The 17,233-nt window shown below is 71.6% G+C and carries 16 protein-coding genes; 3 read left to right on the top strand and 13 right to left on the bottom strand.

The features are described 5' to 3' along the window. Positions 1-4: 4 nt before the first annotated feature. The 10 genes from AA23TX_RS34180 to AA23TX_RS34135 all read right to left on the bottom strand — a co-directional run bounded on the left by AA23TX_RS34180 (position 5) and on the right by AA23TX_RS34135 (position 10,266). Positions 5-1,267, bottom strand: a complete 1,263-nt coding sequence (locus tag AA23TX_RS34180) for an MlaD family protein (RefSeq protein ID WP_155546825.1) — start codon at positions 1,265-1,267, stop codon at positions 5-7. After that, positions 1,264-2,598 (bottom strand): MlaD family protein, encoded by a 1,335-nt coding sequence (locus AA23TX_RS34175; RefSeq protein WP_155546824.1) that lies wholly within the window; start codon positions 2,596-2,598, stop codon positions 1,264-1,266. The genes AA23TX_RS34180 and AA23TX_RS34175 overlap by 4 nt, the downstream gene beginning before the upstream one ends. Then, positions 2,595-3,881, bottom strand: a complete 1,287-nt coding sequence (locus tag AA23TX_RS34170) for an MlaD family protein (protein WP_155546823.1) — start codon at positions 3,879-3,881, stop codon at positions 2,595-2,597. Before AA23TX_RS34170 ends, AA23TX_RS34175 begins: the two co-directional genes overlap by 4 nt. Continuing rightward, positions 3,881-5,242, bottom strand: a complete 1,362-nt coding sequence (locus AA23TX_RS34165; RefSeq protein WP_230862876.1) for an MlaD family protein — start codon at positions 5,240-5,242, stop codon at positions 3,881-3,883. The genes AA23TX_RS34170 and AA23TX_RS34165 overlap by 1 nt, the downstream gene beginning before the upstream one ends. Further along, positions 5,239-6,468 carry an MlaD family protein gene (locus tag AA23TX_RS34160; protein WP_230862875.1) on the bottom strand — a complete coding sequence of 410 codons (1,230 nt, stop codon included), beginning with the start codon at positions 6,466-6,468 and terminating at the stop codon, positions 5,239-5,241. The genes AA23TX_RS34165 and AA23TX_RS34160 overlap by 4 nt, the downstream gene beginning before the upstream one ends. Before the next feature lie 4 nt (positions 6,469-6,472). Beyond that, positions 6,473-7,279, bottom strand: coding sequence for an ABC transporter ATP-binding protein (locus AA23TX_RS34155; protein WP_155546822.1), 807 nt, complete (start codon positions 7,277-7,279; stop codon positions 6,473-6,475). Between the two features lie 12 nt (positions 7,280-7,291). Further along, on the bottom strand, positions 7,292-8,131 hold the full coding sequence (locus tag AA23TX_RS34150) for an ABC transporter permease (protein WP_230862874.1): 840 nt from the start codon (positions 8,129-8,131) through the stop codon (positions 7,292-7,294). 10 nt (positions 8,132-8,141) lie between these two features. After that, the gene (locus AA23TX_RS34145; protein ID WP_230862873.1) at positions 8,142-8,960 is read right to left on the bottom strand and encodes an MlaE family ABC transporter permease; all 819 of its coding nucleotides are present in this window, start codon (positions 8,958-8,960) and stop codon (positions 8,142-8,144) included. Continuing rightward, positions 8,957-9,388 (bottom strand): hypothetical protein, encoded by a 432-nt coding sequence (locus AA23TX_RS34140; RefSeq protein WP_155546821.1) that lies wholly within the window; start codon positions 9,386-9,388, stop codon positions 8,957-8,959. Before AA23TX_RS34140 ends, AA23TX_RS34145 begins: the two co-directional genes overlap by 4 nt. Positions 9,389-9,594: 206 nt before the next feature. Beyond that, positions 9,595-10,266: a response regulator transcription factor gene (locus tag AA23TX_RS34135; RefSeq protein ID WP_155546820.1), complete on the bottom strand. Its 672-nt coding sequence runs from the start codon at positions 10,264-10,266 to the stop codon at positions 9,595-9,597. 74 nt (positions 10,267-10,340) lie between these two features. Between AA23TX_RS34135 and AA23TX_RS34130 the strand changes: the two genes are divergently transcribed. Together AA23TX_RS34130 and AA23TX_RS34125 are read left to right on the top strand one after the other, a co-directional pair. Continuing rightward, positions 10,341-11,618 (top strand): sensor histidine kinase, encoded by a 1,278-nt coding sequence (locus tag AA23TX_RS34130; protein ID WP_155546819.1) that lies wholly within the window; start codon positions 10,341-10,343, stop codon positions 11,616-11,618. A 112-nt stretch (positions 11,619-11,730) separates the two neighbouring features. Continuing rightward, positions 11,731-12,732, top strand: coding sequence for a R2-like ligand-binding oxidase (locus tag AA23TX_RS34125; protein WP_155546818.1), 1,002 nt, complete (start codon positions 11,731-11,733; stop codon positions 12,730-12,732). Between the two features lie 47 nt (positions 12,733-12,779). Here AA23TX_RS34125 and AA23TX_RS34120 read toward each other — a convergent pair whose 3' ends face one another. Continuing rightward, positions 12,780-13,787, bottom strand: a complete 1,008-nt coding sequence (locus AA23TX_RS34120) for an AraC family transcriptional regulator (protein ID WP_196425658.1) — start codon at positions 13,785-13,787, stop codon at positions 12,780-12,782. Positions 13,788-13,930: 143 nt separating this feature from the next. Here AA23TX_RS34120 and AA23TX_RS34115 point away from each other — a divergent pair, with 143 nt between their 5' ends. Continuing rightward, positions 13,931-14,299: an STAS domain-containing protein gene (locus tag AA23TX_RS34115; RefSeq protein WP_155546816.1), complete on the top strand. Its 369-nt coding sequence runs from the start codon at positions 13,931-13,933 to the stop codon at positions 14,297-14,299. Positions 14,300-14,303: 4 nt separating this feature from the next. Here AA23TX_RS34115 and AA23TX_RS34110 read toward each other — a convergent pair whose 3' ends face one another. Together AA23TX_RS34110 and AA23TX_RS34105 are read right to left on the bottom strand one after the other, a co-directional pair. Then, positions 14,304-15,422 (bottom strand): hypothetical protein, encoded by a 1,119-nt coding sequence (locus AA23TX_RS34110; RefSeq protein ID WP_155546815.1) that lies wholly within the window; start codon positions 15,420-15,422, stop codon positions 14,304-14,306. Positions 15,423-15,493: 71 nt separating this feature from the next. Beyond that, positions 15,494-17,194, bottom strand: a complete 1,701-nt coding sequence (locus AA23TX_RS34105) for a PucR family transcriptional regulator (protein WP_155546814.1) — start codon at positions 17,192-17,194, stop codon at positions 15,494-15,496. Positions 17,195-17,233: the final 39 nt, after the last annotated feature.

Below are 17,233 nucleotides of genomic sequence, written 5' to 3'. Positions count from 1 at the left end.
TCCCCTATCGCGCGGCGGCGGCTTGCAGGGCGGGCAGCAGCGGAAGCAGGCCCGTGACGCTTTCCGGCGAGAGCTGGGCGATGGCGCGGTACGCGCTACCGGTTCCGTCGCGCAGGCTCGTGATCGACCGCGAGTTCGTGACGAACGCGGCCAGGTCGTTCAGGTACGGCAGCACCGCGGTGGTGATCGGGCCCAGCCGTCCGGTCACGTCGTGCAGGTCGCCGAGCGAGGCGTTGAGGTCGCCGACGAACGGACGCAGGTCGCGCACCACGGGAACGGCCTTGTCGACCACCGGCCGGGCGGTGTCGACGGTCTCCCCGAGCTTGTCGACCGTGCCGGTGAACTTCTCCAGCGAGCCGGGCAGGGTCCCGCTCGCCTCGCGCAGCTTGTCCAGGACCGGGTCCAGCTGGGCGCTCAGCGCGCCGATGCTGCCGGTGGCCTGCTCGAGCTGGTGGGTGAAGTCCGGCAGCTGCGCGAGAGCGGCGTCGAAGTCGCCGTTGCGCTGCCCCACCGTCGCCAAGGTCTTCTGCAAGGAGTCGGCCAGCGCGCTCAGTCGCTGGTCGTCGTCGCCGGTCGCCGACGCGATCTGCCCCAACGCGGTGACGAGCTTCTGCAGTGTCTCCTTGCGGGTCTGCAACGCGGTCGCGACGGGACGCAGGTCCCGCACCACCTGATCGGTCGCCTCGAGCCCCTTGGGCAGATTGCCCGGCGCTCCGGCCAGCGCGACGTCCGATTCGGACAGCAGCGTGGTCAGCGCTTCGCGGGTGTTGGCGTCCAGGTGCCCGAGCGCTTCGTCGACCTGCACCGGCCGCACCGAGTTGGCGACGGGCAGCACCCCGTCCTCGGGCAGCGGCTTTCCCGGTGGGCCACCGGGGTTCAGCTCGACGTACATCTCGTTCAGCGGGCTCTTCGGGCGCAGCAGGACCCGGGCGTTGTCGTAGACCTGGTGCCCCTGGTCGATCGCCAGCTCGAGCCGCGCGTGCCCGCGGTCGTCGACGCTCGCCGCGCGGATGTCGCCGACGGACACGCCCGCGATCCGGACCTCCTGCCGGCTCGACGGGTTGATCGCCGGCGCGGACTCGAAGGTGACCGAGAAGTGCGTCTTGCCGTCCCAGGGCACGCGGACCTGCTGCATCGTCAGGATGTAGCCACCGGCCACCAGTCCCGCGGTCACGAGCGCGGCCACGGCGAGGACGTTGCGCTTGAGCCGCGGTTCGGTGGAGATCCGCTGCCAGGTCCGCCGGACCCGGCCCGGGTGCGCGTTCATCGGCCGCTCCTGTTCTCCGGGGTGGCGCCCTGCAGGTGGGCGAGCGTGTTCATCAGCTGCTCGAAGTTGATCGGGGTGCCGGCGATGCTGCCGCCGCCGAGGCCCGGCTGGAGACCCACGGCCACGCCGTTCGGGTCGGTGAGCGAGGACGCGCGGTCCATGGTCGCGAACATGTAGCCGACCTCTTTGTAGAACGGCTGGTCCGAGCCGCCGCCGGCGTAGATCCCGGTGCCCTTGAAGGGCGAGAGCACCATGTTCATGATCGGGCCGTTGACGCGGTCCAGCACCGGCCCGCGGACGTCGTCGAAGACCTTCGTCGTGCCCTGGGCGGTGGGGACGAGCTGCTCGACCAGCGGCTGCGCGTCGGTGAGGAGGCCACGCACGTCGGTCAGCAGCGGCCGGGTCCTGGCGAGCACCGGATCGGCGTGCGCCAGGAACGCGTCCAGTTCACGCGCCACCGGACGCGCGGGGTCCGCGGTGTCCCGCAGCTTGCCGAGCGTGACGCCGAGGTGGGTCAGCCCGTCGTCCGCGTTGTCCAGGGTCCGGGGCAGGTCCGCGATCGCGGTGGCGATGTCGGTGCGGCGGTGGTCGAGCGTCGAGGTGACCCGTTGCAGGTTCTGCACGATCGAGTCGAGCTGTCCCGGCTGCTCGGTCAGCACGCGCGCCGTCGACTCGAACCCGTGGACCAGGTTCGGCAGGTCGGTGCGCGGGTCCGTACCCTGCAGGCCCTGCAGGACCGGCGTCGTCGCGTCGAGCGTGTCCGGCGCGTCGGCGAGCAGGTCCTCGATCGCGGACTTCCCCCCGGCGCGGAGGGTGTCGTCGAGATTCTGCGTCGAGGAGCGGATGCCCTTCACCGCGTCCGGCTGCAGGGCGTCCGCGAGCTGCTGCAGCTCCACCGGGGTCTTGGTCCGCTCGACCGGGATGGTGCCGGCGAACGGGGTCCGGCCGCCGCCCGGGACGAGCTCCACGTAGTACTTGCCGCCGAGGATGGTGGTCGGGCGCAGGGCGGCGCTCGGTGCGGCACCGAGCTTGCCCGTGACGCCGTCGTCCACCTTCAGCTCGACCAGTGCCGACCCGTCACCGGAGCGGTCCACCGAGGACACCACGCCCACCGGGACCCCGGCGATCTTGACCTGGGAGACGAACGGCTGCAGGTGGTAGTCCTGGGCGAACTGGACGCGGACGATGTCGCCCGGCCGCAACGCCGTCGCGACCCGGTCCTTCTCGAGCAACGCGTAACCGGCCAGCAAGGTCACCACCAGCACGACGATGCCGAGCTTGAACGCCGACACCGGCTGCCGGTGCCGGGTGCGGGAACGAAGCGCCTTCACCGGTTGCCTCCTGGGATCTTCCGGGCGTCGTGGGCCGCCTGACCCGGTGCGGGATAGGGGTTGCGGGCGACCAGCGGGTCCCGCAGACCGCCCTGTCCGAGCACGGACTCCTCGCTGAACAGCAGGTACAGCCGCAGGAAGTGGCCGTTGGCGTCGCCGTGCGAGAGCGCGGCGGCCCAGTTCGTGAACCACCCGCTGACTTCCGGGGCGTACGGCGCCAGCACCCGCAGGAACTGGTCGGCGCTGCCGAAGGTCTGCGTCAGCCGGGGAGCCAGCGGCCGCGCGTCGTCGACGGTCTTGGTCAAGTCGGTCAACGCGGGCTCGGCCTGTTTCCCGACGTCCGGCACCTTCCCCAACGGCGGTACCGCTTCCCGCAGCACACCCCGGAGATCGGGGGTCGCCTGGCCGAGCGCACGCGCCCCGGGCACGAGCTGGGCCATTCCGGCGTGCAGGTCCTTGAGCGGGGCCTGCAGCGACTGGAGACCGGCTCGCGCGGCCTGCAGCGTGCCGGGTGCCCGCTGCACGACGTCGTCGAGCGGCTTCCCGTCGTCCACCGCGACGGCTCGCATCGTCGTGTCCAGCCGGCCGAGCAGTTCCGACAGCTGTTCCTGGCGCCCCGCGAACCGGGTCGACAGGCGGTCGGCCGTGGTCAGCAGCGCGGTCAGGTCGGCGCCATCGTTTGCGGACAGGGCGTTCGACACGGTCGCGAGGTCGGGCAGCATCTGCGGCGCGGCCTTGAGCGCGTCCTGCAGGTCCTGCGCGTGCCCACCGGCGCCGCCGCCCACTTCCCGGACGGTCGAGCCGAGCGCGGTCCGCGTCGGCGCGTCGAGCACGTCCAGCAGGTCACTCAGCTCCTGCGAGCCCGCCGTCCGCTTGGCCGGGATCACCTCCGCCGGACCGAGCTTCCCCGCCTCGGGCTTGCCCGGGGTCAGCGCGATGTACTTCTGTCCCAGCGCCGACCGCGACGCCACCGTGACGGTCTTGGCCTCGGCCGACGCGTCTCGGTAGACCTCCCGCGTGCCGTCGAGCTGCAGCGTCACCCTCGGGGCCCCGGCGACCAGCCGGATGTCCTTGACGCGGCCGACGCGGACGCTGGCGACACGCACGTCGTCACCGGGGCGGAGCGCGCCCACGTCCGAGACGTCGGCGTCGACGAGCGTGTAGGTCGCCCCCGGCAACCCCTTGTCCGCGGTGAGCGCGAGCTGCAGCGCGAGCGCGAACACCACCAGCACCACGACGCCCGTGGACACCGAGCGGAACTTGCGCGACCGGCGCTTGGCCATCAGGAACCTCCGAGCAGGAACTGGAGAACGCCGCTCTCCTGGCGCTCGTTGAGCCCGGTCACGCCGCCGTCCGGCGCGACGAGGGACTTCGTGTCGAGCAGGCCCGAGCCGAGCGCTCCGGGGAGCCCGGGAATCGGCGACGGAGTGGCCTGCTTGCCCGGAATCGTCGGCGGCGGCGGGGTTCCGGTCAGGGACGGCAGCAGCCCGGTGATCTCCTCGGGGTGGATGATCGCCTGGCCGCGGAAGTAGTGCGAAAGGCCGTCCCAGCCGTTGGTCGACATCGCCCAGAACCGGAAGAAGTTCAGGACGTTTTCGATGTTGCCGGTCAGCTGCGCGGTGAGTGGGTTCGCCCCGGCGACCGTGCCACGCAAGCCCGGGCCGGCCTTGCGGAGCTCCTCCACGACCGGGCGCGCCGCGTCCATCAGCTTCTCGGCGCGCTCCAGGACGGGCTTCGCGCTCGTCAGCGCCGGATCCGCCGACTCGCTGAACTTGCGCAGTTCGTCGCTGACGGCGGAGAGGTTGTCGGTCGTCGGCCGCATTCCTTCGAGCACGGGCGTGGTGGCCTTGGCCGTGCCGGTCAGCTCGGAGAGGGTGTCGCGCGCGGCGGCCAGCGTGCCCGGCAGTTCGGCGAGCGAGGCGTCGAGGCCCTCCTGGTTCTCGGCCGTGACACCGAGGACCTGACGCGACGACTCGACCAGGTCGCCCAGGGTCTTGCCGTTGTCGGCGGCCAGTGCGCCCGCGACCGGCTCCACGTGGTCGACGAGGTCGGTGAGCAGCTGGTTCTGCTGCCCCAGCAGCTTCACCAGCCCGTCGGTGTCCTGCATCGACGACGCGAGCGCCTTGATCGAAGCCTGCGCGTTGGCGCCGTTGCCCTGCATGCCCTGGCCCAGCATCGTGACCAGCGCGGCGAGCGACTGCCCGGTCGGGTCGTCGATGGTGTTCAGCACCTGGTCGAGGTCGGTCGCCTGCCCGGTCTGCTTGATCGGCAGCACGTCACCGTCGTTCAGCAGCGGCGCCGAAGGGCTGCCGCGATCGAGGTCGACGTAGCGCTCCCCCAGCAGGCTGACCGGGCGCACGGTGGCCCGGGCGTCCTGGTGCAGCGGCAGGGCCATGCCGTCGACTTCGAGGGTGACGATCGCCTTGGCGTCGTGGACGCTCATGCCGGCCACCTCGCCGACGGTGACGCCCTTGACCTTCACGTCGTTGCCGACGACCAGCGGGCTCGCGTCGGCGAACTCCGCGGCGATGGTCAGCTTGTCCGGCTGCTCGCCGGAGCCGGTGTTCGTGACCGCGGCGCCCGCCACGGCCGCCGCCACCGCGGTCGTGGCCAGCACGGCCTGGATCTTCCGCCGTGTCCTCATCGGACTCCGCTCCCGAACGCGTCGGTCCACGGCTGCCCGGCGATCGCGCCGGGGGCCGGGAACGGGTCGCTGGCCATCCCGGGCGGCATGACCCCCGGGTTGTTGTCGAAACTCGAGAGGCCGGCCGGGATGTTGACGCGCATGTAGTGGCCGTTGCTGTCGTAGTTGGCGGCCGAGGAGCCCCAGTTCGACAACCACCCGACCACTTCGGGCGTGTAGGGCCGCAGGAAGCTCAGCGCGGGCGTCAGCGAATTCACCGCCGAGTCCGTGCCGGGCAGGGCACCGTGGGCGCTCTCGAGCAGGCCCGGGGTGAACTGCAGCAGCGTGCCGAGCGAACCCAGCGTGGGCCGCAGCTGCGCCACGGTCGGGCGGAGGTCCGCGAGCACCGGGCGCAGGGTCCGGGCCACGGCGGGCAGGCGGTCGGTCGCCGGGCGGAGATCCTCCAGCAACGGCACCGCTTTGTCGACCGTGCCGGGCACGTCGGCCAGCGTCCGGTCCGCGGTCCCCAGGGTGCCGGGCAGCTTCCGCAGCGCCGCGCGCAGCTGTTCCCGCTGCTGCGCGGCGGCCGCGGTGGCGCCGGACAGCCCGGAAACGATGGCGCGCACCTGCTGATCACGGTTCACCAACGTGGTGACCATGCCGTTGAGCTGGCCGGCCAGCGCCTTGATCGCCGGTCCGTCCGAGCCGACGGCGCGCAGCACCCCGCCGAGCGCTTCCACTGTCGGGCCCGCCTTCTGGACGGTCTGGCGGAGGTCGGTCTCGTTGCCCCCGACGGTGCGGTCGAGGCCCTGGACCAGCGAACTGAGGTGGGCGCGAGTGGCGGGGTCGAGCGCGGCCAGCACCTTGTCCATCTCGACCGGGTCGGACACCTTGCCGTCGAGCGTGCCGCCCGGCGGGATGACCGGGTTCGCCTTCGGGCCGTCCCGGACGTCGAGCTGCCGCTCACCGAGCACGGCCTTCCACACGATGCCCGCCGAGGCACCGGAGTGCAGCGGCGCGAAGTCCTTGGTCAGCCGCATGGTGACCTGCGCCCGTCCGTCCTTGATGGACACGTCGTCGACCTGCCCGGCGTCGAACCCGTTCACGAGGACCTTGCTGCCGGCGATCAGGCCGGTCGCCGACGGCAGCACCACGTTCGCCGGGTAGTCGTCGTCGCCCGGGGCGATCAGCAGCGCGGCGGCCGCCACCGCGGCCACCCCCAGCACGAGGAGAGGAATTCTGCGCATGGGTTCAGTCCATTCCCAGCGGTCCGGCGGAGTCGCCGGAGAGGAACTGGCGGACGAACGGGTCCGGGGAGTTGAAGGCTTCCTCGGTCGGTCCGTAGTGGACGACCTGGCCCTTCCAGATGACCCCGACGTAGTCGCTGACCTTGCGCGCGGTGCGGATGTCGTGCGTCACCAGCAGGTAGGTCCCGCGGTACTCCTGGTGCATGTCGAGGATCAGGTCGTTGAGCAGGCTGGTGCGGACCGGATCGAGCCCCGAGTCGGGCTCGTCGAACAAGACGATGTCGGGGTTCATCACCAGCGCCCGCGCGAAGCCGGCCCGTTTGCGCATGCCGCCGGAGACCTCGTTGGGGTACTTGTAGGAGGACCGTTCGAGACCGACTTCCTTGAGCCGCTGGTTGACTTTCGCCTCGATCTCGTCCTCGCCCATGTCGGTGTGCTTGCGCAGCGGGAAAGCCGTGTTGTCGAAGATGTTCATCGACCCGAACAGCGCGCCGTCCTGGAACAGGACACCGAACCGCTTGCGCAGTTCGTAGCGTTCCCGTTCGCTGATCTTCCAGATGTCGCGGCCGAAGATCCGCACCTCGCCCCGGTCCGGCTCGAGCAGGCCGACGAGGTGCTTGATGAGCACGCTCTTCCCGGTCCCGGACGGGCCGAGAATGGTGGTGATCGCGTTGTCGGCGAACTCCAGGTTGAGCCCCTTCAGCACGTCGAAGCTGCCGAAGGACTTGTGGACGTCGCGCACCTCCATCGTGTGCACGCGCTCCGCCGGCCCGATCGTGTCGACGGCCGTCCCGTTCATCCCGGTGACCATGAGTTCTCCTTGTCAGTTGCCGATCGGCATGTTCGGGTAGGAGCCCCAGAAGAACCACGTGCCGAGCAACCCGACGACGTGGATGAGCACCATGTTGAGCATCATCGATTTCGCCGTGTTTCTCCCGACGCCGACCGGCCCGCCGGAAGCGTTGTAGCCGTAGTAACAACCGACGAAGATGATGATGGTGCCCATCGCGATCATCTTCGAAATGGCGGCCATCAGGTCGTAGGGGTTCTGGAACAGCCAGAAAACGAAGGAATAGCCACCGCTGGAGACCGTGCCCAATTGGTAGACCGTCACCAGGTGCATCGAGATGAACATCAGGCCGAGCCCGACGATGTACAGGAAGGGCATGCACAGCCAGGCGGCGGCGATCCGGGTGCCCACGAGGTAGCTGCGGGACTTGATGCCCAGCACCTCCAGCGCGTCGATCTCTTCGGCGATGCGCATCGACCCGATTTCCGCGACGAGCCCGCAGCCGACCTTCGCCGCGAAGATGTAGGCCCACATGTAGACCGACATCTCGCGCAGGCCGCAGACGTCGTTGAACACCGCGGAGTAGATCGGGGCACCGACCTGCTTGAGGGTGTAGCTGGCCTCGGTCGCGCACATGGTGCCGACGACGAACTGCATCAGCCAGACGATGATGCCGCTCGACAGGATCAGGATTCCCGCCTGGGCGAACACTTCCGTGACGTGGTGCCGCAGGTCCGGCAGGCTGCGCACGGTGCGGCCGGCGAACTTCATGATGTCGCCGCCGGCCGCGACGGCGTCGCGCAGTTTCCCCGCCATGCCGCCGAAGGTGATGACGACGTCGGGTGTCTTCGTACGGCCCGTCGGTGTGGTCATTGCGCATCCCTCACTTGAAGACCTGCATGTCGGGGTTCAGCCCGAGGAGCGCGGACGTGTAGACGTAGTTGAAGATCCAGATCGAGGCGAACGAGATGACCACCGCCTGGTTGACCGCGCGGCCGACGCCGATCGGGCCGCCTTGCGCGTTCAACCCCTTGTAGCAGCAGACGACCGACAGGATCAGGCCGAACGCGAGGGTCTTCACGATGCTGCCCCACATGTCCGTGGTGGTCGCGTTGGACCAGAAGTTCCCGATGAAGGCCGCACCGGTCGCGCCGAAGATCGGCACCGCCGCGATGTAGCCGCCTATCACGCCGCACACCAGCGCGAACACTTCCAGCAGGCCGGTCATCAAGGTGACCGCGATGATCCGCGGCAGCACGAGGGTCCGGACCGGATCGACGCCGAGGACCTCCATGGCGTCGATCTCCTCGCGGATCCGCCGCGCGCCGAGGTCGGCGGCGATGGCCGTGCCCATCACCCCGGCGACGATCATCGCGTCGATCCACGGCGCGAACTCGCGGACGCTGGCCATCAGCAGGAAGGAGCCGAGGCGGTCGGGGATGCCGAGCACGCTGTAGAGGCTGCCGCCCTGCATGCCGGGGCCGGCGAAGCCGAGCGCGGTCGTGGAAATGATGACCGGCAGCCAGCACCGGCGAAGCGTCTCGAACATCAGGTCGCGGACTTCACCCCAGTACCCGAACGGGTGGCGGATCGCGAGCCAGAGCACGCGGCCGAGCAGGTGGACGATCTCCCCGGCCTCGACCAACGGCCGCTGCGCCCCGGCGCTCCACCGGCGCGAGGGTGCGGGTTTCGTTGCGGTCACGCCTTTTCGCCTCGCTCCCCGCGAGCGCGGACGACGTGGCCGGTGAAGCCGGCCAGCCCGCCGACGGCGACGGCGACCGCCGCGGTGGCCGGCACCTGCTGCGGCCCGACCAACGCCGAGGTGAGAAAACTCAAGGGCAGCACCAAAACGTAGCTCCCGAGGGCGGTCACGGCCCCCTGGAGGATCGGGCGGTGCGTGTCACCCGTGCGGAAACCGGCGAAGCCGAAGGCCGCGACGGCGGTGATCAGCAGGAAGATCGCGCCGACCGGAGGGGCGACCGCCGCGGCGACCGGCTGCAACAAGGCGCCGATCACCAAAACCGCGAAACCACGCCAAATACCGCGTCCGCACGCTTTGGTGTCGATTCCCCCGGACATCGTCACGCGGGTGCCGGCCCGGGCGACCGGCCCGGCTCCTGATCGGCTCACCATTCCACCCAACTCCTTCTCCGGGCGTGACCGTGCTTCCGGTCAACCGCATCGCGGAACTGCGATGGTCGGTAATGATGCGGCGCGCGGAACGGCACGCGCATCACCACCCGGCGGCAAAAGGATGACTCGTTGGGGTAGCGACGGCCCGCGGTCCACCACGGGCTGTCAACGTTGTCGGCGCGACGCCGTCCAACCGGGACTCTCTACTGTGGACGGTCCGCCGGGTCGTGGTCGAGCAGGCCGTAGGCACCGGCCAGCCCGGCGGCTTCGACCCGGTTGGCCGCGCCGATCCGGTTCAGCAACGAGGCGACCATGCGCTTGGCCGTGCGTTCGGAGACCAGCATCCGGGTGGCGATGTCCTGGGTCTCCAGGCCGCGGGCGAGCAGCGCCCACAGCCGCAGGTCCTGGGAGTCGAGCGTGTCCAGCAGCGTTTCCGGCGGCTTGCGGGTCGTGGTCAGCAGTGCGTCGAGCAGGTCGCCTTCGAGGACCCGGAACCCGGCGGCCACGGTCAGCAACGGCGCGACGAGGACCTCCGGGTCGGCCGACTTGGTGAGGTAGCCGTCCGCTCCGGCGCGCAGGGCCTGCTCGGCGAGCTCCAGATCGTCCGATCCGGACAGTGCGAGCACGCGGGTGGCCGGCCGGCGCCGCTTGATCTGGCGGATCGCGGCCGCGCCGCCCAGGGGCGGCATGGCCAGGTCGACGAGCGCGAGATCGGCCGCACAGGACTCGACCAGCGCGGGCGCCTCTTCGACGTGCGTGGTGGTGCCGCCCACCTCGAAGCGGTCACCGGCGTTGGTCGTCAGCAGCAGCGCCAGCCCTCTGGCGAACAGCTCGTGGTCGTCCACGACCACGACCACCAGGCGCCGATCCGTCACCGGCCTAGTATGACAGCACGTTCCGCCACCAAGCCGGCCACGGCGATCACGGCGAGTCACAAGGAGGCGGTGGCATGGCGGCCGACGGGCAAACCGTGCCGGGTGGGCTGCCGGTCGCCCGGGTGATGGTGACCGTGCGGCTCGCGGTCGCGCTGTCGGTGGTCCTGCTGCTGGTCACCGGCGGCGACGACGCCCGGCGGCACCTTCCGCTGGTCGTCGTGACCCTCTCCGTCGCTTCCGGCTACGCCGTCGTCGTCGCGGCGAACCCGCGCTGGGAGCTGTCCGCCTCGCCGGGAGCCTGGCTGCTCACCGCGCTCGACTCGGTCTTCACCCTGCTCACGATCGCCATGACCGGCGCGGCGACCAGCCCGGCGGTGGCGATCCTGGTGCTCGTCGTCACCGCCGCGGCCATCCGCCTGCCCCTCGGCCCCACCGTGGTGCTCGCCCTCGGGCTCGGCGGCGCCTACCTGGCCGTGGCGCTGCTGGTCGACCCGGGTTTCACCACGTGGCCGGAGCGCCGGCTCCAGGGTCTCTGGTGGGCGGGCTACCTGCTCCTCACCGGCCTGCTCGGCGCCAGCCTGTCCCGGCTGGTCGAGCGCGAGCGGGAAGCCGGGATCGCCGCCCGGGTGGAGGCGCTGGCCGGGCACGCCGCGGCCGAGGAAGAACGCGATCTGCGGCGGCGGCTCCTCGAGTCGTACCAGTCCCAGCAGGACGGTCTCGCGATCCTCCTGCACGAATTCCGCACGCCCGTGATCTCCCTCCGCGCGCTGGCCCGGGGGCTCGCCACCGACGGCGCGCTCGCCCCGGCCGACCGCGAGACGGGCAGCCGGCTGATCGCCGAGCACGCGAACCACCTCTCCGACATGCTCGACGCCCTGGGCGACGTCGCGGCGAGCCGCCGTCCGGCCTTCGGCACCGGCCGGTCCCGGCCGGTGGAGCTGCGGACCCTGGTGCTGGCCGCCGCGGACGCGGCCGGACTCCGGCCGCCGCGGCTGCGGGTGCACCTCGACGACGCGCTGACCGTCACCACCGACCCCCAGCGGTTGCGCCGCGTGCTCACGAACCTGCTCGAGAACGCCGCGCGGCACGGTGAAGGCAAGCCCGTCGACGTCGAGGCCGAAGTCACCGAGGGCCGGCTCCTGCTGCGGGTGCTCGACCGGGGCTCCGGGGTGGACGCCGGCCACCTCGCCAAGCTGACCGGCAAGTTCACCGCGGCCGGGTCGAACCGCGGTACCGCCGGCCTCGGCCTCTGGATCGTCGAACAGATCGTGCAGGCGCTCGGCGGCCGCGTCGCTTTCCGGAACCGCACGGGCGGCGGGCTGGTCGCCGAGGTGGCGATCCCGGCGGACTGAGCGGGTGCGGAAATTGGCCCGCACGGGCCAGCCGTGGCGCGCGCGGACCATTCCCGCATCGCGCCGGCCGGGTGATCCTGGCGGCCAGAGCACCCGGACACCTGGAGTGGCCATGTCCCTCACCCGCGATATCGAGCCCCGCCGCCACCTCGGGTTCGGCGGCGGCGCCCGCATCGCGCGCCGGCCGGACCCGGTCCCCCGGCAGCTCTTCAACGACGGCAACGCGGCGTTCTGGAACCCCGGCGACATCGACCTCAGCCGCGACGAAGCGGACTTCGCCGCTTTGACTCCCGACGAGCGCCGCCTCACCTGCCTGTTCGTGGCCAACCTCATCTCGATCGGCGAGTCGGCGCTCCAGGACCTGCAGCCGTTCGTGACGGCGATGGCCAGCGAAAGCGGGCGGGACGACGAGACCTACCTGACGCAGCTCGTGTTCGAGGAGGCCAAGCACGCCCAGGCGTTCCGCGCGTGGCTCGACGCGGTCGGCATGGGCGACTGCCTGCCGTGGTTCACCGAGGGCGGGGATGTTCGCCGTCAGAACTTCCTCGAAGAGCTCGCCTGGTCGCTGTACGCGCTCACCGACGACCACTCGCCCGCCGCGCAGATCCGCGCCGCGGTGACGCACCACCACGTCGTCGAAGGCTGCCTGGCCTTGGCCTGCTACACCGCCGCGGCGCGGATCTGCCGCAGCCGCGGCATCTTCCCCGGCCTGCTCCGCATCATCGAGCACATCGCGGCCGACGAACGCCGGCACGTCGCCTGGGGCACGTTCACCTGCCGCCGGCACGTCGCGGCCGACGACGCGAACTGGGCCATCGTCCTGCAGCGCACGCAGGAACTGCTGCCGCTCGCCACCCGGATGATCGGCGAGATGCTGGCGCCGTTCGGCCCGGGCGCGCCGTTCGGGGTCAGCATGCAGGGACTGATGGCCTCCGCGCTGAGCGACGTCGGCCGCCGCCTCGACTCGGTCGCGCTGGCCCGCGGGCGCCGCCCCGACGAGATCGGCCGCGACCACGCGCCGATCCGCCTGGAGCACGAGATCGGGCGGGAAGGCGGCCGCGCACCCGGCGAGGACGACCGCGGGACCGTCGTCGCACTCAGGCGTCAGCTGTGACCGGTCCGCCCGCGCGCGTGGCCGGGTGCCGCCCGTTTCGGCGGGCGTCACCGGCCCTTCGCCGGATGACGGCCGTGCAGGGTCTCCGACGGCAGCCCGCCGAACTTGCGGCGGTAGGCGGTCGAGAACCGGCCGGCGTGCAGGAAGCCCCAGCGAGCGGCGACCCCGGCGATCGTCGTGCCATCGGGGTCGGCCACCGCGAGTTCGTCGTGCACCCGGGTCAGGCGGACGTCCCGCAGGTAAGCCATCGGCGGCAGGCCGAACCAGCGCTGGAACCCTTCCTGCAGAGCCCGGACGCTGATCGAGACCTCGCGGGCCAAGGTGCTCGACGTCCACGGCAGCCCCGGCTCGTCTTCGATCAGCTCGACGGCCCGGCGCAGCGCCCGGGGCGGGGCCGGTGCCGCCGGCGCGTGCAGGTGATCGCTGTAGTTGCTGGGCTGGGCCAGCAGCAGACCGGCGATCACCAGGCTCTGCAGGTGCGCGGCGGCCGCGGGGTGGTGCGTGATCCCGCCCGGCCGGTCCGCCTCGCGCTCCAGCAGAGCCAGTACCTCGAGCCACGACCGCGCCGCCGGGGTGTCCAGGTCCATCGTGGTGGTGAAGCGCGGCCGCTCCCCCAGCGGCCGCCCGAGCTGGCGCTCCAGCTCCAGTTCCAGCTCGTGCCGCTCGATCATGAGGCAGAGCTGGGCGCACCCGGCTCCCCACCGCAGGTCGGCCGGATGGCCGGGCATGAACACGGCGGCCCGGCCGGGTCCGGCGAACACCGGTTCCGACGCGCCGCAGCGCTGCTCGCACCGTCCGGTGACCGGGATGTTGACGTGGTAGCCGCCGGCGTCGACCGTGCCGAGCCGGACCGCGCTCCCGTAGCGCAGGTAGCCCGCGGTCACCGCGCCCATCCGGACCGCGTTGAGCCGCATGTCCAAGTCGGTCCCGCGGTCCAGCACCTCGAGCCGGTGCGGCAGGTACGTCCGCGTCACCGCTTCGTGCGCTTCGTCGACGTCGTTCGCGCGCGCGACGGGGTGCGCGGGCAGCAGCTCCGTCTGCGGCAAGCCCGTCACCTGCCGAAGAGTAATCGCCTCGTCACGCTCACGCCAACGCGGGCAGTGGACAGGGTGCCGCGTGAATCGGCTGTGCCGGAGCCGCGCGGGGCACTTCACTGGAGCGGCTGGGGCGAGCTACCGCGGGGAGAGACGTGCAGTTGATGGACCGGCCTGCACCGGTGACGCAGTCCGTGCTGGTGGAGCCGTTGGACCACCTGCGGCCGGGAGCCCGGCTGGTGCGTGCCCGCGGTGGGTTCCACGCGCGGACCGGGATCGAGCTGATGGCCGTCATCGACGGGCAGCGAGCGCACGCCCTCGACCTGCTGATCCTCGACCTGACGGAACCGGGCACCTTCGGTGCGGTGGCCCTCCAGATCGTCGTGCAGATCGCGACGGAGCTCCGCCGCGTCGGCGTCGGCCTGCGCCTGGTCGGCTCGGAACAGGCCGTCGGCTCGGCCCTGACCGTGGCCGGGGTGCGGTCCCTGGTCACCCTGTACGGCACGGCCGGCGAGGCCCTCCGAGCGCGGTGACCGCTCAGTCGCTTTCGGCTTCCTCCGCGCGTTCGCGGTTGCGCTGCTGCCGTTCCCGCTCGCGCCGGCTGTAGGTCGCCCGGCGGACGCGTTCCTCGTCTTCGAGGCTCGAGCCCACCGCGCCGGCGACGATCCCCACCGAAGTCGCCAGCCACACCAGCTTGAGGTACGAGGCCGGACCGGCCGGATGACCGAGGACCTCCGCGAAGTAGGTGCCTTCGATCAGCACGATCGACGCCAGCAACGACAGCACGAAGAGGATGGCGTACATGCAGGCCACGCCGATCGACAGCGTCAGCGCGGTCGAAGCGTTGTACAGCAGCGCTTTCCGCCGTTCGAGGTGCCCGGACGGCGAGTCCCACAGGTGGTTGTGCACCATCAGCCAGCCCGACATCACCACGATCGCCAGGACCGTGATCCCGGCCAGCCGCAGCGCGGGCAGGGCTTCGGCCAGCTTCCAGAACGAGGTGGTGACGATGCCGTACGCGGCGGTGGCCGCCGCGGCCGCGGTCGCCCCGGCGAGGTTGGGCACCAGCCGCCACGGGCGGTTGTCCCGGATCATCCCGGCGAGCAGCCGCAGGCGGCCGCGGACGCCCACCAAGGCCAGGTGCTGGTCGGCGGCGCCGCGGCCGCGGATGTGCCGCGTCGGCGCGACCAGGTCCCGCAGCCGGTCGACCATCCGCCGCGGCGGATCGGCCGCCTTCTCCGAGCGGTGCTCCACCAGGTGCCGGACCAGGTGCACGATCAGCCGGGACACCCGGCCACGCAGCCGCAACGCACCGAGCGCGGGCAACGACACCATCGCCACGCCGTGGTCGACGTTGTAGTCCGAGGCGATCGGAACCGTGCCGGCCCGCCGCGGCAGGTCCGTGATCAGCACCAGCAGGTCCCATTCGTGCTCCGCCCGGCGCTCCTGCGCCAGGTCCAGCATCGGGATGTTGCCGTGCTCGTCCAGCGGCAGGGCCTGCGTCTCGTGCTCGACCTGCCAGCTCGTCTCCTCGCCGAGGTCGCGGGCCAGGCGGGCGGGCAGGCCGTCCACGATTCTCCCGGCCAGCTGCCGGGGGAATCCGTCGTCGGTCACCAGGCCCACCACGAGGGCCTCGGGCGCGCGCTGAGCGGTCATGCTCCGGCCTTTCCTCGATCTCGAGGGACAAGATCTCCGGGTGCCCGGTTTGACCACGGGCAAACGGCCGGTCATTCCGATCCGCGCAGCACCTGCCACAGCCGGGTGGCGACGTGCAGGTTCAGCCTGCTGTTCACGTCGCCGAGGTCGATCTCGGTGATCTCCCGGATCCGGCCGAGCCGGTACCGCAGCGTGCTCCGGTGGATCGTCAGCGCGGCGGCGGTGTCCCCGTAGCTGCCGCCGCATTCGAGGTACTGCGCGAGCGTCGCGACCAGCTCGGCGTGGTGCGCGCTGTCGTAGTCGAGCAGTTTTCCGAGCCATTCGTGGACGAATTCCAGGACGTCGCCGTGGTTCTGCCCGGTGTCGAGGATGCGGTAGATGCCGAGCTGGTCGAACGTCGTCACGCCGTTCGGGGTGTGTGAGGTGCGCCGGATCTCGAGGGCCCGCACCGCTTCCGCATAGGACTTGGGAAACCGCCCGGGGGTGTCGCACGGGCCGCCGATGCCGATCGCGCCCTCCGCGCCGAGGCGTTCCGACAGGGAATCGTGCAGCGCGGTGCCGTCCGTGGGCCCGCCGACCAGCAGCACGACCGCCCCGGCGTGGCGTGACATGAGCGAAGTGAGCCCCAGCGTCGTCGTGGCGCGCCCCGTGGCCTCGGCGACCACGTCCTCGGCGACGTCGCCCGACCACCGCAGCACGACCACGTGGTGCGTGCGCCGCAGATCGTGCCCGATCGCCTCGGCGCGGGCGTACGCGCTCCCGTCGTCGGTTCCGGCGATGAGGTCGTCCACGAGGTCACGGCGCAGGCGCAGCTCGACCTCGGCCAGGCTGCGCTGGTGCGAGAGCTCCAGCGCCAGGATCGTCGAGCCGTACTCGAGGGCGAACACCTCGTCCGCGCCGGCGGTGTGCGCCGGGTCGATGAGGGCAAGCACGCCGAGCACCTCGTGCCGCGGCCGCACCAGGCAGACCAGGCGGTCCTTCACGCGGATCGGGCGGGGCTGCGTCGCGGCCCGCCGCAGCAGTTCCTCCCGCCGGCGGACGCCGATCTTCGGGTACGGGTCCGGCCGGCCGGGGCCGCCCCACGCGCGCAGGTTGCCGAACCGGTCCTCGACCGCCACCGGCAGCGCGGTCAGCTCATGCAGTGCATCGGCGATGCCCGGCTCGCCGGCGCCGGACACCGAGCTGGCGGTGAGCGTCTCGTGCACCTGCGTCTGCTGCTCGAGCCGCTCGACCGACGCGGACAGCCGGTCGTTCACCGCCTGCAGCGCGACCGACTGCCGCCGCTCCCGTTCGAGCAGCGCGGAGTTGGCCAGCGCCGCGGCGGCCTGCTGGCCGAGCGAGCCGAGCAGGAAGAGCTCGTCACGCGGCGGGGTGTGCTCGGCGCCGACCACGAGGTTGGCCGTCAGCCCGCCTGGGCTGTCCGGCTCGCGCAGCGCGTAGCACCAGCGCCACCGGCCGTCGGCGAGGTCGATCCGCCCGCCTCGCCCGGCCATCCCGCCGACTTCCGCGCCGAGGTCGGGATGCACCTCGCGCGTGTCGTCCTGCAGGGTGCTCGAGCCGTCCTCGTCGACGAGGAACGCGGCCTCGGTCTCGCAGCCGCTCAGCGTCGGCACCGAGGTGGCGGCGAGCCGCAGGATGTCCGCCGCTTCGCGGCCGTCGAACATCATCGTCGAAATGGCGAAAAGGCCGTGAAGATCCGACAGCTGGGCACGCCACCCGCTGTCCGACGTGGCTTGGCGGACTAGCGAGAACCCCTCGTCCTCGGTCGTCATTTCCGGCCTCCTCGCCGCAGACCTGGCGTTTCGCACCCT

The organism is Amycolatopsis camponoti, from assembly GCF_902497555.1.
GTDB lineage: Bacteria > Actinomycetota > Actinomycetes > Mycobacteriales > Pseudonocardiaceae > Amycolatopsis > Amycolatopsis camponoti.
This window is presented reverse-complemented; position numbering and strand designations above follow the sequence as displayed.

Excerpts from the sequence above, each read along its gene's own strand:
- AA23TX_RS34180 (WP_155546825.1), bottom strand. The coding sequence starts at position 1,267 with ATGAACGCGCACCCGGGCCGGGTCCGGCGGACCTGGCAGCGGATCTCC.
- AA23TX_RS34170 (WP_155546823.1), bottom strand. The coding sequence starts at position 3,881 with ATGGCCAAGCGCCGGTCGCGCAAGTTCCGCTCGGTGTCCACGGGCGTC.
- AA23TX_RS34165 (WP_230862876.1), bottom strand. The coding sequence starts at position 5,242 with ATGAGGACACGGCGGAAGATCCAGGCCGTGCTGGCCACGACCGCGGTG.
- AA23TX_RS34160 (WP_230862875.1), bottom strand. The coding sequence starts at position 6,468 with ATGCGCAGAATTCCTCTCCTCGTGCTGGGGGTGGCCGCGGTGGCGGCC.
- AA23TX_RS34155 (WP_155546822.1), bottom strand. The coding sequence starts at position 7,279 with ATGGTCACCGGGATGAACGGGACGGCCGTCGACACGATCGGGCCGGCG.
- AA23TX_RS34150 (WP_230862874.1), bottom strand. The coding sequence starts at position 8,131 with ATGACCACACCGACGGGCCGTACGAAGACACCCGACGTCGTCATCACC.
- AA23TX_RS34130 (WP_155546819.1), top strand. The coding sequence starts at position 10,341 with ATGGCGGCCGACGGGCAAACCGTGCCGGGTGGGCTGCCGGTCGCCCGG.
- AA23TX_RS34125 (WP_155546818.1), top strand. The coding sequence starts at position 11,731 with ATGTCCCTCACCCGCGATATCGAGCCCCGCCGCCACCTCGGGTTCGGC.
- AA23TX_RS34115 (WP_155546816.1), top strand. The coding sequence starts at position 13,931 with ATGGACCGGCCTGCACCGGTGACGCAGTCCGTGCTGGTGGAGCCGTTG.
- AA23TX_RS34110 (WP_155546815.1), bottom strand. The coding sequence starts at position 15,422 with ATGACCGCTCAGCGCGCGCCCGAGGCCCTCGTGGTGGGCCTGGTGACC.
- AA23TX_RS34105 (WP_155546814.1), bottom strand. The coding sequence starts at position 17,194 with ATGACGACCGAGGACGAGGGGTTCTCGCTAGTCCGCCAAGCCACGTCG.